We start from the raw sequence: 16,054 nt of genomic DNA on the forward strand, positions 1-16,054 counted from the left end.
ATTAAATACTTTTAATATTATGTTTAAATATATGAATTCTGCGCGGACATCACATCATTCATTCAATTGGTGTATGAAAAAAGCTGTACCTCTAATAATTAGAGGTACAGCTTTTTACCATTCACGCCATTCTTCTGTTATATCTTCTTCAGATTCTAGACCAGCTATTCGTGCTGCTGTATCGATAAATTCATAGAGATCTTCTCTTTCCATTGTTTCGATAAAATGGTCATGTTCGATATTTAATTCATTTAATTTAATAACTACCTCTTTAACAACTTGCATTACTTCGACTTCGGTTGGATTCTCTCCTAATCGCTGTAAGTTGTTAATGTAAGTGTCAAGAACTGTATTTGTTGCACTTATATTTTCTTCAGTAAAAAATTCCCCATCTTCATCATACTCAACCCATGAGGTTGTTGGTTTATTTTTTTTCAATTCATCAAATGTCATGATAACCTCCTAAATGTGTTTTTTGTCTTTAATCCCATTCTACATTTTCGATCATATAAAACAATCATTTTAGAGGGGTTTTCTGTAAGTTGATAGTTTTTTAACTCATTTTATGAGGCTACTTATTCGTGGTCTTTTTATTTTCTCCTCCGCATAAATATAGTTTATCCCGCATTAACGGGCAGTAAGACTCCCACCTCAAAACTCGGCGAATGCGGAGGAGTTAGGTGGGAGTCGGGCTGCCCGTAAAAGCCCGATTGGTTCAACTAATAATCAGTGGGGGATGGACAAACCCCCCACTGATTAAAGTTTCACTTTATCGCAAGAATGCATGAATAGATTAAAAACTTTCTATCTTTGGGAAAAAGTTTGACAATACATACGGGTAGTGGTAATTTAAAACCTATAAGAAAACTCGGTATTAATTCCAAGTTTTCTTATAGGTGTAAATAGTCGAGAGGGGTCGAAATATGAAGAAGAGGTTGTTTGTATTACCATTTGTCCTACTATTATTTATTGCATTAGCTGCTTGTTCAGGGGAAAAAGATTCGAAGCAAGCGAGCACTAGTAAATCAGGGACTCCGAAAGACGGAGGGGCGTTAACGATTGGTGTTAGCGATAATCCAGATACGATGAATCCGCTTTATGCGAATGATCGTGTGTCATTAACTGTGCAGCAGGCTTTATATGCGCCGCTATATCATATGGAAGACGGTAAGAAAAAGTTTGTTCTTGCTGAGAGCTTTACGCCTTCAGAAGATCAATTAACGTGGACACTGAAGTTAAAAGATAATTTGAAATGGCATGATGGTAAGAAAATTACATCAGACGATATAGCATTTACATTCCAATCTATTTTAGATGAGAAGCAAAATAGCTCAAGTCGTGAAAACTTTATTTTTAAAGGAAAGCCGCTTGAGGTGAAAAAGGTAGATGAGTTAACAACTCAATTCGTTTTACCACAAGTAAGCGCATCTTTCGAAGGTGTGATGAATGATTTCTTCCCGATTCCGAAACATGTATTTGAAGGGGAAGCAGATTTAGCGAAGAGTAAGAAAAACTTACAACCTGTAGGGTCAGGTCCGTTTAAGTTTAAAGAATATAAATCAGATGAGTACGTTGCATTAGATCGATTCGATGGTTATGTAGGTGGGAAAGCTAAATTAGACTCTATCGTATACCGAGTTGTAAAAGACCGTAATACAGCAAATGTTTCACTGCAAAATGGTCAAATCAACATGAAGATGATTGAGCCGCAAGACTTTAAGAAATTAGATAGCACTGGGAACTTCTCAATGGTGACATTCCCTGAAGGTAGATTATTCTACTTATCTTATAACATGAATACTGATCTTATGAAGAAAAAAGAAGTGCGTCAAGCAATTGCGCATGTGTTAGATAAAAAAGAAATGATTAACTCAGCATTCGTTTCAGGTGAATTTGCAGAACCAGCAAATTCAATCTTAACGCCAGACGCTATGTATTATGCGAAAGATATTAAAGACTATAAGTATGATAAAAAAGAAGCGAAAGATTTATTAGCAAAAGCTGGCGTGAAAGATAAAGAAAAAGTACGTGTGATGTATGTAACGAATAATAAAATCATGGAAAGCTTAGCGCTTTATACACAACAAAAATTAAAAGAAGTTGGCTTAGAAGTTGAACTAAATGCATTAGATGCTAGTGCGGCAAGTGAAAAAGGCTTAGATAAAGAGAATAAAGAATATGACATTACATTTGGTGGTTACATAATGGGACCTGAGCCAGATTCATATAAGAGCTTATTCTTAAGCAATGCTGAATACAACTATGCACGTTATAAAAACGCTGATTTCGATAAGTTATGGGAAGAAGCTGCAGTTGAAACAGATAAAACAAAACGTGCAGAGCTATACCATAAAATTCAAGAAACAGCTAGAGAAGATGTACCTTATCTACCAATCGCATATCCGAAAGCAGTTATTGCAGTAGATAAAAAGTTTGATGGATTAAAAGAAGCAAAAGCAATTCCTGTCACAATGTTTGAAGATCTATCTAAGATTTATGAAGTGAAATAAGAAACAATAAAGAAGCTGGTGGAAATCAGCTTCTTTAGCTTGAGGGGGGAAGTTTGTGTATAAAGTAATTGCGAAGAGGCTTTTAAATGCAATTCCGCTTTTATTTGTTATTTCTATTATTTCTTTTCTATTAATAAAGCTAGCGCCGGGGGATCCTGTTCGAAACTTTGTAACGCCAAATATGAGTCCAATTGATGTGGAGCGTATTCGCAAAAGTTTAGGACTAGATCAACCAATTTACGTGCAGTATTTTTTATGGTTAAAAAACATTTTAACAGGGAACTTTGGTTACTCACTTCAAAATCATCGTCCTGTTTTAGATCTTATCGCAGAAAGATTACCCGCAACAATTGGGTTAATGGGATCATCTTTACTCGTCTCATTCGTAATCGCAATACCACTTGGACTATTTACAGGTGTGAAAAAGAATTCATTCTTTGACCGCATTGTAAACTTTATTTCATACGTTGGTATTTCTATGCCGGTTTTCTGGTTTGCACTACTATTAGTCTACTTATTCTCTTTAAAATTGAACCTACTTCCGAGTATGGGTATGCGCACCGTAGGTAAAGATTCTGTTTGGGATATTGTGCAACACGGCATTTTACCTTGTATGGTGCTAGCGTTCCAAAACGTATCTGTTTATATGAGATATATTCGTTCAAGTACGATTCAGCAATTAGAAGAAGAATATGTACAAATTCAATATGCGTACGGTGCTTCAAAGAAAACGGTTTTATTTAATCACGTACTTCGAAATGTATTAATACCAATCATTACAATTTTCGGATTATCGATTCCAAGTTTAGTAGGCGGAGCATTTATTACGGAAACAGTATTTTCATGGCCGGGTCTTGGTTCACTTGGGGTAAATGCTATTTTTAGATTTGATTATCCGATTATCATGGCAATTACATTACTATCATCATTCATGTTAATTCTCGGTAACTTAATTGCTGATATTTTATATGGCGTAGTAGATCCGCGCATTCGAATGAGGGGGTGATTTGGAATGAATAATAGGAGATTTCAAACGATAAAACATAGCTTTACGAAAAATAAGTTTGTTGCAATGGGAGTTATTATACTTGCGATTTTAACGGTCGCATCAATTTTCGCATTCGTATCGCCGTACGATCCTAGTAAAATGTCGATTCCAGATCGTTTACAAGAACCGAGTATGAGTCATCCTTTCGGCACGGATGATTACGGAAGGGATTACTTAACGAGGGCATTATATGGCGGAAGAGTTTCACTTGCGGTCGGTTTCCTTGCGATGGTTGTTTCTATTACAATCGGAACCGCAGTTGGAACAATTAGCGGATATTTTGGCGGAAAGTTAGACAACTTCTTAATGAGGGTTGTTGAAGTACTTATGTCAATTCCATCATTCTTTTTAATGCTACTATTAAATGCGTATTTAAAACCAGGAATTACGACGTTAGTTCTTATTATCGGATTACTAACATGGATGGACACCGCCCGTATTGTAAGGGCAGAAACGTTATCTGTAAAAGAGCGTGAGTACGTTTTATACGCAAAAGTATCAGGACAAAAATCACTTATGAGTATTGTAAGACATATCATTCCTAACATTTTATCAACCATTATTATCGCTGCGACATTAACAATTGCGACATCGATTTTAATGGAATCATCACTTAGTTTTTTAGGTTTAGGTATTAGAGAACCAGATTCTTCTTGGGGCAGCATGCTAAACAATGCGCAAGGATATATTGGTGAAGCTTGGTATTTAACACTCTTCCCAGGATTCCTTATCCTTTTAACGGTACTTAGTTTTAACGTAATTGGTGAAGCATTGAAGAAAGCTTTCGCACCAAAAGGAGCCGGACATGAAAACTAAAGTGTTAAGTGAAGGGAGTGAGAAGCGTGTCTGAAAAACTACTAGAAGTGAAAAATTTAAAGACCTCTTTTTTCATAGAAAGTGGCGAAGTTGAAGCGGTTCGCGGCGTTACATTTCGCTTAAATAAAGGAGAAGTAGTCGGTATCGTTGGGGAATCTGGAAGCGGAAAGAGTGTAATGGCGAAGTCCGTTATGTCTCTCGTTACGTCACCAGGAAAAGTGAAAGAAGGGGAAATCCTTTTTCATAATGAAAACATACTTTCTAAATCTGAAAAAGAATTGCGTTCTATTAGAGGAAATCAAATTTCGCTTATCTCTCAAGACCCAATGTCAGCGCTAAATCCGGTCGTGAAAATTGGGAAACAAATGATGGAAGTAATTATACGTCATCAAAAAGTGAAAAAGAAAGAAGCAGAGCAAATCGCGGTCAACTTGTTAAAACAAGTCGGTCTTTCTTCACCAGAAGAAAGGGTGAAACAATATCCGCATGAACTAAGCGGAGGTATGAAGCAGCGAGTTATGATCGCAATGGCGATGTCTTGTAACCCTGACCTTCTCATTGCGGACGAACCGACGACAGCACTTGATGTAACGATACAAGCACAAATACTAGATTTAATGACAAACTTAAAAAACGAAACGAACATGGCGTTACTTCTTATTACGCATGACTTAGGAATAGTCGCACAAAACTGTACACGCGTTATCGTTATGTATGGCGGACTTATTATGGAAGAAGGACCTGTACTTGATATTTTCCAATCGCCGAATCATCCATATACGAAAGGGTTATTAAACTCTCTGCCAAAAATCGCAAACGGCGTAAAAGAAAGACTTGCTCCCATTCAAGGTGTAACGCCAAACTTATTAAACCCGCCACAAGGTTGCCCATTCGCAGAGCGTTGCCCGCATGCGATGGACATTTGTGAAAAAGAACGTCCGCCATATTTTGAAATTGGAAACGAACGACGTTCCATGTGCTGGCTAAACGATAGGGTGGTAGGTGATTTTCATGCATGAAGAAAACTTAATTGAAGTTCGGAACTTAAAAAAGTATTTTCCTATTAAAAAAGGACTATTCGGCAGAAAAACAGAGCAATTAAAAGCAGTCGATGATTTAAGCTTCACTATTAAAAAGGGTGAAACATTCGGGTTAGTAGGAGAATCTGGATGCGGAAAATCAACGACAGGAAGAAGTATCATTCGCTTACACGATGTCACTTCAGGTAACGTTTTATTCGACGGAAAAGACATCGCAAGTTTAAAGGAAAGTGAACTAAAAGAATATAGAAAACGAATGCAAATCATTTTCCAAGATCCATACGCATCATTAAACCCGGCAATGAACGTATTCCAAATTATTAGCGAGCCAATGAACATTCACGGCTCTTACGAAAAAGAAGAACAAAAAGAAATCATTTTAGACCTTCTGAAAAAGGTAGGATTAAAAGAAGAACACTTATATCGCTACCCGCACGAATTTAGCGGGGGCCAGCGCCAGCGCATTAGCATCGCGCGTGCATTATCTGTAAAACCAGATTTTATCTTATGTGACGAACCAATCTCAGCACTAGATGTTTCCGTCCAAGCACAAGTCGTAAACATGCTGCAAGACATCCAAGAAGAAACAGGCGTCACATACTTATTCATCGCACATGACCTATCCATGGTAAGACACATATCAGATCGAATCGGAGTCATGTACTTAGGAAACATAGTTGAAATTGCCGACAGCGAAGACCTATACACAAAACCGGCACATCCATACACACAAGCACTACTCTCATCCATGCCAGAACCAGATCCAACAAACATAGGCAAAGAACGGATCATTTTGCAAGGAGAAGTACCAAGCCCACTCAACTCACCATCCGGCTGCAAATTCAGAACGCGCTGCAAATTCGCCACTGAAAAATGCGCACAGGAAGTACCGAAGATGGTGGAGATTGCGAAGGGGCATCATGTGGCTTGTCATTTGTTTTAGAGTGGGGGAAGCATCGGGGGGACCTGGTGCTTTTTTTCTTTGTAGGTGGACGTGGTGTGGGATTGGTTGTTGGTTTAGGGGATAGCGCACTCGAAATTTGTCGGTAAATCGATATGTTGTGTCGAAACGTTGATATCTTCGGAGTTACGATCGATATAATTGAATAATCGTTGATATATTTTTGTAAAGAGTGGGATTGGTTGTAGATTAATGTAGAAATTTAATGTTTTCAAAAAAAAGAATTGACTTCTATATTGGTTGTAACTAAAATGGTTACATAAAGATGTAATTAATTTAGTTACAACTAATATCTGCTAAAAATATGATTTATATATTTAATTAAGGATGGTGGTCCATACGTTGCCACCCGGTGTAGAAAGTTACTAACACATTCATATCAATGCATATTCTAAGCTATAGTATTTTCTGTTACGGGGCAATAAGGTGCAACGTTATCTTTTGTTAAAAACCTTGGTGGATCTTTCTTTGGAAATATTAGTTTTGGGGAAATATAGTAAGGTATCTAAAAAAGAATAAGGTATAAAAAGATGTACTTATATAAACCAAAAATTTAGTTGAGCTGGATAATAAAAAAAAGGTAGGAGATTTAAATGGAGACGAAACAAGATAACCTTATTTACGTATGGGATGCATATTGTGGATGGTGCTATGGTTTTTCAGAAAGTATTAAAGGATTTTACAAAAACCACACTGAAGTGCCATTAACGGTTTTATGTGGAGGGTTATTTTTGGATAATTTACCAATGAAACACTTCTCATATATAGAAGAAGGAAATAAAAGAATTAATCAACTTACAGGTGCTGAATTTGGTCCTTCCTATCAAAAATGGGTGGAGGAAGGGACTTTTAAAATGAATTCGAAAGATGCTGCAATTGGTTTTTCAGCTTTACGCTCATTAGCGCCAGACCGTTTATTAGAATTCACTTCGGCTATGCAAAAAGCGTTTTATTATGAGGGCCAAAGTCTGAGTGATCCTGAAACATATCGCAAGATTGCAATCGAGCATGGTTTGGACCCTGAACAAGTATTAGAACGTTTAAACGCTCAAGAAACAATAATAGATGTCCAAAATGATTTCAATAAAGTTCGACAGCTTGATGTTAATAGCTATCCTTCATTACTTTTACAAAAGGATAATCAAATTATTCCTATTGGTGGTGGCGTAATGACACCGGATAAAATTGAAGCGCGTTTTAAAAATTTATATTAAGAAAATTTAGGATATAGTAGCAAACATGTTATCTTAGACCACCTGACATTCATCTCCGGAATATTCGCCAGTACTATTACACTTTCAGATAAATGGGAGTGGGAGATTTTATCCCGCTTTAACGGGCAGTAAGACCCCCACCTCAAAATTCAGTGGAAGCAAAGAAGTTAGGTGGGGGATCAACTGTCCATAAAAGTCCGATTGGTTCAACTAATAATCAGTGGGGGATGAACAAAACCCCCACTGATTAAAGTTTCACTTTATCGGAACAAGATAAAAATATGATAATTAGTTAATAACTTTAACAAAAGGAGAATAACATACTATGTTTAAAACAATCGATACAAATCAAAAAGATGTGAAATTAACGGTGTTTAGTTCGGACGAAAAAAGCTTTATGGTCACAGCAACATTAGTTGAGAAAGCAGGACATGCATTTTTAATAAACTCAAAATTTACGCAATCTGATTCGAAAGAAATTGTTGAGTATCTGAAAAAAAACAACTTATCTCTAGATAAAATCTTTATTATTCATGGGGATCCAGACTACTACTTTGGATTAGAGAGCATTAAAGCCGTTTACCCAGAAGCTATAGCGTATGCAACAGAGTCTACTGTTGAACATATCGTTCATTCTGTCTTAGGGAAATTAAAAGTTTGGAAAGACGCCCTTGGAGAAAATGCACCAAGTAACGTGGTATTACCTCAAGTGTTTAAAGAAAAAGCGATTGATTTTCAGGGGTTAACATTTGAACTAGTAGGCTTAGATCATTACAGAACTAGCCTATTTAATAAAGAACTAAAAGTATTAATTGGTGGTATTGATGTATTTAACGAAATACATGTATTCTTAGCGGATACTAACTCAAAAGCGGCTATGGAGGCATGGATTGAGAACTTGAAAGTATTACAAGCATTACATGCTGACATAATTGTGCCTAGCCATGGATCAATCGAAAAATCCCTAAATAATCAAGCACTTACTGCGACAATGGATTATCTAAGAACGGCGGTTCAAGCTTCTGAGGAAAGTGGAACTTCAAAAGATTTTGTGGCAAAACTTGAAGCAGCATATCCAGGCTATGCAAATAAAGGTGTATTAGAATTAAGTGCAAAAGTTGTAACAAAAGAAATGCCTTGGGGTTAATGATATGAATAAATATCAAAAACTATTACATGAAACGTATGTGTTAACTGGCGAAGGGAAATTGGATGCGTTCAAAACGTATTTAAGTGAAAATGTATCTTGGACAGAAGCTGCTGGGTTTCCATATGCAGGTACTTATATAGGTCCAGATGAAGTAGTGAAAAACGTACATGAACGTCTTGGCACAGAATGGGATGACTATAGCGCTAAAGATGAAATTTATGCTTTTAATAACAATACTGTTATCGTTTATGGAAAATATAGTGGAACATATAAAGCTACAGGGAAGTCATTTGTAGCAGATTTTTGTCACCTTTATAAGTTTGATGAGAACGATAAGGTTAAAAAGTTTATTCAAATTGTGGACAGTGCAACTGTTAATGAGGTATTAAGTTAGAATTAATCGTTTCTAATATGCCTTGTATAGGGGGAGGTTAGGATAAATGAAATTCCTAACATTACCCCTGACATTACATTTTGGGGAAGGTTTCTCCTTCTTCAAGCTTTTTATAGAAGAAAACTTATTTAAGTAGAAGAGGTAGGTATATATGAAATTAGAGAAAAGTTTAATCATAACAATTATTTCTGTATTTATTTTAGGAGTAGTTTCGACTTTGGTATATCAAGCTTCCAACGGTAATAACAAAGGGAACTCAATAAAGAGTGAAAATGTCGCTTCTGTATCAAAAGAAGTAAAAGAAAATGAAAAGAATAAAAAGATGGTAGTTGATTTCTATAATGAAGTTTTTAACAAACATAATATCGATATTATCCCTAAATATGTTAGTGAAGATTATAAGCAACATAATCCTTTTGTTGCTGATGGAAGAAAAGCCTTCATGGATTTCTTTAAGGAGGATTTTGTTAAAAATCCTAATTCCTCTGCAGAGATTAAACGTGTAGTAGCTGAAGGGGATACAGTTGCTCTTCATGTACATTCTCGTACTAATTCTCAAGATAAGGGAGTTGCTATAGTGGATATATTTCGTATCAAGGATGGAAAGATTGTCGAACACTGGGATGTAATTCAAGAGATTCCAAGTGAAGCAGCTAATGATAATACGATGTTTTAGTTAGAAGATATATTTAATAATTGTTTAAATGATAGTGCTGTATAGAGTTTAGAAATTTAGATAAGTAAAGGAGATGTCCTAGTACCATGCCTGGGACATCTCCTTTTTGTTTTAACGATATTTAATTTATTGTTATTTGTATTTTTTTATGTACTACTATTCAAGTACATATCATTTCAGGCGGTTTTCTTTTATCCCGCATTAACGGGCGGTAAGATCCCCATTTCAAAATTCAGCGGAAGCAAAGAAATTAGGTGGGGGGGCGGGCTGCCCGTAAAAGCCCAATTGGTGAGGGCTGATTAAAGTTTCACTTTATGCTTCTATATCTTTTCCCTCTTCTACACCAGCAGAAGCAAATCAGATAAAAATGTAGGGCTTAAGTAACTAAAATAAAGAAAAAGCCATACAAGTAGTATGACTTTCTTTGCAGAACAATTAAGCTTGTGGTGCAGGCGGTCTTCCATTGAAGTTAGAACGTTTTGGAATTCCTTAAATTAAGAACAGAGTGGGATTAATCCTAGCCCAATTACTAGCGCTGTTTTCTACATACCTTACTTTTTTACGAACAGATTTCAACTGATTTAATAATTCATCACTATTAAATCGTTATAAGCTTCTTTTATACAATATTTCATACAACAATATCAGCTTCTCGATTTTTTGCAACAGGACCCATTTTAATGACTTTAATAAGGATACGTATAGTAACGAAGAGACGATTCTATAAATACATAAGAATCGTCCTTTCGTTTTGCAAATGATGCATTAATATCAGTCTCATACTATTTTAATGGTAGGGGTAAAAATAGTTTCTTTTTAACCTACGCTAAATTGTTATAATTTTTTTTGCTCTAGAGGCCAATTCCATATCATGTGTAACAAATATTATCGTTTTTCCATCTTCATTAAGGTCTTTTAATATATTAAACACTAAATCTCGATTATTGTTATCTAAATTACCAGTTGGCTCATCAGCTAAAATGTAGTCGCATTTTTTAATAAGTATTCTTGCTAAAGCGATTCTTTGTTGTTCTCCACCACTAAGCTCAAAAATTTTTTTCTTCTCATAATTAGGCAAATTCACTTTTTGTAAAGCTTCTTTTATTATTTTTCTTTTATCGATATTTTTTTGATATTCTAGGGCTATTAATAAATTTTTCTCTACCGTTTCGTTTTCCATTAAAGCGTAATTTTGAAATAGATAAGCTAATTTTTCACGTTGCAATAGTAAGGTTTGCTTTTTGTTTGGATTCATTTGTTCTTCTATAATTATATCTCCAGAGTCGCTTTGTTCTAATAAACCAATAATATTTAATAACGTCGTTTTTCCTTTTCCACTTTCCCCAACGATTGCGATGAAGTCTGTATCTTCAATCTTCAATGAGAAGTCTTTTAATACAACTTTATTACCAAATTTCTTATTTATATTCACTAATTCAATCATTACTAATGTTCTCCTTTTATGATAGCATTGAATGTTTGATTGCTTAATTTCTTATCAAAGAAATAGCTTATTAAAATTTCTAAGATTAGGATCAAAATACCTATAGAAATCACATAAGTATCAATAACATATATAGATACAGATATAATAGGTATAATATTTACTAATAACAATAAAGTAATCATAATTTTATTGCGCTTTATAGCGCTAAATCCAAATAATTGTTTAATATACAAATTGAACTTGTTTTTTTCATAGTAACTAGAAATAGTGTTATAAGTTATTAGAAAATTCGAGACGATTAATATGATCATTGCGATCAATAAATTTTCTTTTTCTGTTTTTAGGTTTTGAATTTCAAACGCTAAACGATCATATACTGAGGTGATATTTTGTATAGTTGATTGAGCCTCATTTTTAGTAATAGTAGCCCTTATACTATCGTATGGTTGCTCACTATTAGTTTTAAAATAAAATTCAGATGCAACATATGACAAATAAAAGGATTGATTGAAGATACCTGTATCAATAATTGCAATAGGATCTCTAATGAGATTTTTATCTTCCGCTTTTATAGTTGAATCATAAGTAAAATAATCTTGATTATTTTTTACATATATAATATTTATATTTAACTCTTGTTCTTTAGTATTATTTTTCTCTCTTCCTAGTTCCTCATTATAAATGTTATCAACTTCAACTTTTTGGAAATAAAAATGTTTTCTATAATTCTTATATATTTCCTTCTCATATTCCTTTAATTTTTCAGGCACTAATATATTCATAGTATTCGAATCATGAATAATTTGCTCTTTGATTGTTTTTTTAACTGATTTAATAGGATTATAAGATAAATAGTTTGAATTTATAGTAACACTATTTCCGGAAGGTTCTAACTTCGGATCCCCATTTTCATTATTTAAATCATAGATATACTTTCCATCTATTTTGTCATAATTTGACGTACTAATTAGAAAGCCACCATGTTGTTTTTCCATATCCAAGTAAAGGTCTTTCATTTTTTTGCTAATTTTTTCTTCCGCACCTAAATCGTCGCCCTTAGCGAAAGTAACTTGAGTTTTATAAATATGTTTAGTTTTTGACCAATTAGATAAATTATCTATCTTTTGATTGAGTTCATTCGATAGGATTTTCCAATGATACGTGGACAATAACATTACGACTATAAATAGAAATTTTAAAGTGAAATTTAATGTGCTAACTAATATATATGGCTTGTTACCTTTTATTTTTGAAACATTTATATTTCTAGTAAAGGCTACTATCGTAATTATTGTGATAGGTATAATTAAAATAAAACTCAATGTAATTGCTATAATCCAAAAAATACATGATAATTCAAAATAAAAATCTGTACTATCTGTAAATATACAATACATAATAAATAATACATAAATCATAAGACTTGATAGTATCATGATTTTCCCTAAATTAAAGATAAAGAAGCTAACTATTTTTTTTCTTGTATAGCCCAATGTTTGCATGATAGCTATATCTTTCAATCTACGAATGATATAGTGAATAATCGCAACAAAGATGCATAATACAATCAAAAATATACAAAATATTTGAAACCCATTGCTCTCAAGTAAATATATAAAATTGGCTTTATTTTCGCCAAAAATTTCTGTTTTAGCTACATTTTCATTTAGTTCTTTTAACATGGCATTTATTTTTTCTTTATCTTGAGTCGAGATATAGTACATACCACTTCCATCAAAATTTTCATCTGCACTTAAAGGTTGGATAGTTATTTTAGTTTTCGAATCTATTCTTTTTATAATACCAATTTGATCTGTGCTCTCAATTTCAGAAGTACTTATAAATTTGTTTGAATTTACTTCTGGAAACTTCCCTGATTTTAACTTGATATGGTTATTTAAACCAGTATCAGTTGTAAAAATATGTAAATCATTTTCTCCCGGGTATATGTATTTTGAAATATTCACATTATATTTCTTTGCTAAACTTTGTAAAAATTCAATGTAATTCTTAGTGTAACTTTTCTCTTCTTCAAAATTTAAAGTAATACTAGTTGTATTTTTATAGAATAACTGTTGTGTTTTATATTCTTTAAAAATATTTAAAGATAAAAATGCAGTTAATGCCAGCGTTGCTGCCATTAAAATAAAAATGATTTTTTTCATGCAAACACCTCTTAGAAAAATCTAATATCACTAATTATCTATATTCAAAAACAAGAGAAGTTTTTAAACTTCTCTTGTTTTTGAATATTATTTATTATCGTAATTCGCTTTATTTGTACCACTAGATGTCCATGTAGCTTTTGCTTTGCTAAATACATCTTTCTTCTGCCATTTTCCATCATTGTAGACGCCTTTTCCATTTGTAACTGTTGCTCTACCTTGTTTTGTATAATGTTTATATTCGGAAATAACGTTTCCATCTCTTTTTCCTCTAATCCAATACCCACCGTCTGCTTTACCAGACGTTACACCTGCGTATAACTGAGGTTTATTGCCAGAATTGTTTTCATCTGCTACAAATCCTTCAGTTATTGTGCTATCCGCTGTCACAATTTCGGACTTTCCAACTGTTTTTTCTGCGGCAAATACATTCATTGAAGCTGGAACTACTAAAACACCTGCAGCAATTGCACCGATAATAGCTTTTTTCATACTAATTCCCCATTTCTATCAGTTTATATTTCGTTAAGGTTTTACACTAATGGAAAATCTTACAATTTAAATTTACCATATCCTCATTTTTTTGTAAATAAAAAGTAAATTTTCAGTTTATAATAATTGTTTTTAATTCATTGTTCATATATTCATCTTTATTATTTTTGCGGGATCAAGAAAGGGTATTTTAAGATTTAAATGTTAGTTGAAATAATAACGCCTTTCAAATAAGTTAAGAGGTTTTATTATTATTTTATGAGAGAACAACAGCGAAAAAAGCAGTGAAATAGAAGTTTCTAGTAACAAATATTACTGTGGAAAATTTAATAATTATTGGTAATATTGGGATATACTTATATGTTAACATAATATAGGATTGTATTGTTATTAAAAATTAAAATATTCAAAATTAAAAAAGATCAACTCTATTAAAGAGTTGATCTTTGTAGTGGAAGTAGTTTTTAATTGGACAAATTACCCTATGAAAAGAAAACAGTTCTGGTGCAAAAATAAAATACAATAACTTAACATGGCACAATAATATTTGGGACAGAATCCAATACATATTATTAAAATTAAGATAGTTCAAGTCGGCAGAAGGCACCTTTAGGTGTCTTTTTTTATGAATTTCAAGCCCACCTATTTCCGTAGGTGAACTACTTGTGATTTTACACAATTAAGTTATAGCAAAAGCATTTATATCGAAAGTAATTAAAATTAACTTTGTAACCCTAATAATCTCCATTGTTTTATTATCTTTTATTTTAAAATGAAGTCTTTTCCCTATACGTTCACTAATTACAATATTTCCAAAGGCTAATTTACGCAAATGTTGTACAATCAAATCCTCTGTAATTCTTGTTTGCTTACTTAAATCAAAAATTGACAACGATCTATATGTAATCAATTTACAAACAATTGATAAGCGAGTAGAATTCCCTAATAACCCTAAAACTTTTATATTTTCTGTATAGAAGCTAAAATCCATATGAAAAGCATGTAACAGATCTTCCAACCTCCTAAAATAAGATGAATATCAACCAAAATATCTTAACATAAAAATAGTGAAAAACCTAAAATATTCCAATTGTTCATTGGGAAAAATAATACTTGAATGGGAGTCCAATACATATTCTTAGAATTAAAGTGATTCAAATCGGAGGAAGGAACCTTTGGGGTGCCTTTTTATTTATGGAGTTTATTAGAAAATATTTGAAATATAATACAGTAGATTATATTATTATGTGTGTATGATTTCTGGTTTTAAAAATTACAAAAATTAATAGGGGGGAAACAATAATGAAGTTAGGAAAATTAGCATTAATTGGGGCATTAACTTTTAGCGGTTTTACTGCAATAGAAATGAGTAAACCTACCTCACAAGCAGCTGCAGCTTACTCAGATCCACTTAATGATGATTGGGGATTTAAAACCATTGTGGATTTACAAAATTCAGAGGAAAGTACATATCAACCAGATTGGAAGATTGGGAATTTAATAACTGGTGATACATTTTACTTAACACAGCACTTTGGTAGAGAACATTTTGGTGCGCAAATGAAAATTTTTAAAATCCACACAAATGGTACCCTAGAACGATTCCAAACAATAGAACCAGAATTTATTCCTGGAACAGAAATTTGGCAAACCCCTATCACAGATAGCTATACAAGCGGTACTTATGTCGCTGCAATTAAATATCGTGGTGAATTCACGTATTCAAATCAATTTACAATCAATTAGGGATATAACGTGATCATTTATTTTTTACGAAACCCACCCTTTTGCTTCCGACGGCGACGAGGAAGCAAAAGGGTGGGTTTTTTGTTATCTTTTTCTAAAATTTGTTTCCTAAAAACATACGCAGACACTTCACCTACAATGGCTTTCACAAATTCTTTTAGAAGCTCAAACAAAAACTCCATAGGTATATTACCCCTTTCCTTCCAAATGGAAAGAAGGGATAACCAATCAAACTCACAATAAACAGTTAATCCTATTTTATTATACTAGTACAATCTCACCAATATAAAAAAGACCACCATTACTGAACTGAACCCAAAAAATTAGACAAATATATTAAGCAGCTACTAAGGATTGAACTCTGTATTGCACAGGGGACAATCCTTTTAGTTTTG

At 33.3% G+C, this 16,054-nt stretch carries 16 protein-coding genes; 10 read left to right on the plus strand and 6 right to left on the minus strand.

Annotated features, from left to right (window positions below; all coding sequences use genetic code 11):
- Positions 1-114 precede the first annotated feature (114 nt).
- Positions 115-453 carry a hypothetical protein gene (locus tag MR169_RS22855; RefSeq protein ID WP_000141782.1) on the minus strand — a complete coding sequence of 113 codons (339 nt, stop codon included), beginning with the start codon at positions 451-453 and terminating at the stop codon, positions 115-117.
- Between the two features lie 470 nt (positions 454-923).
- Here MR169_RS22855 and MR169_RS22860 point away from each other — a divergent pair, with 470 nt between their 5' ends.
- The 9 genes from MR169_RS22860 (at position 924) to MR169_RS22900 (ending at position 9,809) form a co-directional block, all read left to right on the plus strand.
- A complete protein-coding gene (locus MR169_RS22860) occupies positions 924-2,510 on the plus strand; it encodes an ABC transporter substrate-binding protein (protein ID WP_242320085.1) in 1,587 nt (528 codons plus the stop codon).
- A gap of 55 nt (positions 2,511-2,565) precedes the next feature.
- Positions 2,566-3,516: an ABC transporter permease gene (locus MR169_RS22865; RefSeq protein ID WP_000278771.1), complete on the plus strand. Its 951-nt coding sequence runs from the start codon at positions 2,566-2,568 to the stop codon at positions 3,514-3,516.
- A 6-nt stretch (positions 3,517-3,522) separates the two neighbouring features.
- Complete coding sequence (locus tag MR169_RS22870) at positions 3,523-4,374, plus strand: ABC transporter permease (RefSeq protein WP_242320086.1); 852 nt, start codon at positions 3,523-3,525, stop codon at positions 4,372-4,374.
- 26 nt (positions 4,375-4,400) lie between these two features.
- On the plus strand, positions 4,401-5,393 hold the full coding sequence (locus MR169_RS22875) for an ABC transporter ATP-binding protein (protein ID WP_242320087.1): 993 nt from the start codon (positions 4,401-4,403) through the stop codon (positions 5,391-5,393).
- Positions 5,386-6,357: an ABC transporter ATP-binding protein gene (locus MR169_RS22880; RefSeq protein ID WP_136986199.1), complete on the plus strand. Its 972-nt coding sequence runs from the start codon at positions 5,386-5,388 to the stop codon at positions 6,355-6,357. Before MR169_RS22875 ends, MR169_RS22880 begins: the two co-directional genes overlap by 8 nt.
- 611 nt (positions 6,358-6,968) lie before the next feature.
- Positions 6,969-7,589: a DsbA family protein gene (locus MR169_RS22885; protein WP_242320088.1), complete on the plus strand. Its 621-nt coding sequence runs from the start codon at positions 6,969-6,971 to the stop codon at positions 7,587-7,589.
- A 325-nt stretch (positions 7,590-7,914) separates the two neighbouring features.
- Positions 7,915-8,736: an MBL fold metallo-hydrolase gene (locus MR169_RS22890; RefSeq protein WP_000477271.1), complete on the plus strand. Its 822-nt coding sequence runs from the start codon at positions 7,915-7,917 to the stop codon at positions 8,734-8,736.
- Positions 8,737-8,740: 4 nt separating this feature from the next.
- On the plus strand, positions 8,741-9,133 hold the full coding sequence (locus MR169_RS22895; protein WP_001046361.1) for a nuclear transport factor 2 family protein: 393 nt from the start codon (positions 8,741-8,743) through the stop codon (positions 9,131-9,133).
- A 151-nt stretch (positions 9,134-9,284) separates the two neighbouring features.
- Positions 9,285-9,809 (plus strand): nuclear transport factor 2 family protein, encoded by a 525-nt coding sequence (locus MR169_RS22900; protein ID WP_000764207.1) that lies wholly within the window; start codon positions 9,285-9,287, stop codon positions 9,807-9,809.
- An 826-nt stretch (positions 9,810-10,635) separates the two neighbouring features.
- Here MR169_RS22900 and MR169_RS22905 read toward each other — a convergent pair.
- The 4 genes from MR169_RS22905 to MR169_RS22920 all read right to left on the minus strand — a co-directional run bounded on the left by MR169_RS22905 (position 10,636) and on the right by MR169_RS22920 (position 14,904).
- Positions 10,636-11,253: a putative bacteriocin export ABC transporter gene (locus MR169_RS22905; protein WP_000571715.1), complete on the minus strand. Its 618-nt coding sequence runs from the start codon at positions 11,251-11,253 to the stop codon at positions 10,636-10,638.
- Between the two features lie 2 nt (positions 11,254-11,255).
- Positions 11,256-13,421 carry a DUF1430 domain-containing protein gene (locus tag MR169_RS22910; protein WP_000720041.1) on the minus strand — a complete coding sequence of 722 codons (2,166 nt, stop codon included), beginning with the start codon at positions 13,419-13,421 and terminating at the stop codon, positions 11,256-11,258.
- An 87-nt stretch (positions 13,422-13,508) separates the two neighbouring features.
- A complete protein-coding gene (locus MR169_RS22915; RefSeq protein WP_000709112.1) occupies positions 13,509-13,913 on the minus strand; it encodes a lactococcin 972 family bacteriocin in 405 nt (134 codons plus the stop codon).
- Positions 13,914-14,592: 679 nt separating this feature from the next.
- The gene (locus MR169_RS22920; RefSeq protein ID WP_242320090.1) at positions 14,593-14,904 is read right to left on the minus strand and encodes an ArsR family transcriptional regulator; all 312 of its coding nucleotides are present in this window, start codon (positions 14,902-14,904) and stop codon (positions 14,593-14,595) included.
- Positions 14,905-15,215: 311 nt separating this feature from the next.
- Here MR169_RS22920 and MR169_RS22925 point away from each other — a divergent pair, with 311 nt between their 5' ends.
- On the plus strand, positions 15,216-15,659 hold the full coding sequence (locus MR169_RS22925) for a DUF5065 family protein (protein WP_000765890.1): 444 nt from the start codon (positions 15,216-15,218) through the stop codon (positions 15,657-15,659).
- A gap of 17 nt (positions 15,660-15,676) precedes the next feature.
- On the opposite strand, the gene MR169_RS22930 is transcribed toward MR169_RS22925, so the two are convergent.
- Entirely contained in the window at positions 15,677-15,841 is a 165-nt protein-coding gene (locus tag MR169_RS22930) for a hypothetical protein (RefSeq protein WP_242320089.1), read from the minus strand.
- Positions 15,842-16,054 lie beyond the last annotated feature (213 nt).

Source organism: Bacillus cereus group sp. BfR-BA-01349 (assembly GCF_022663795.1).
In the GTDB taxonomy this organism is placed as follows: Bacteria; Bacillota; Bacilli; order Bacillales; family Bacillaceae_G; genus Bacillus_A; species Bacillus_A cereus.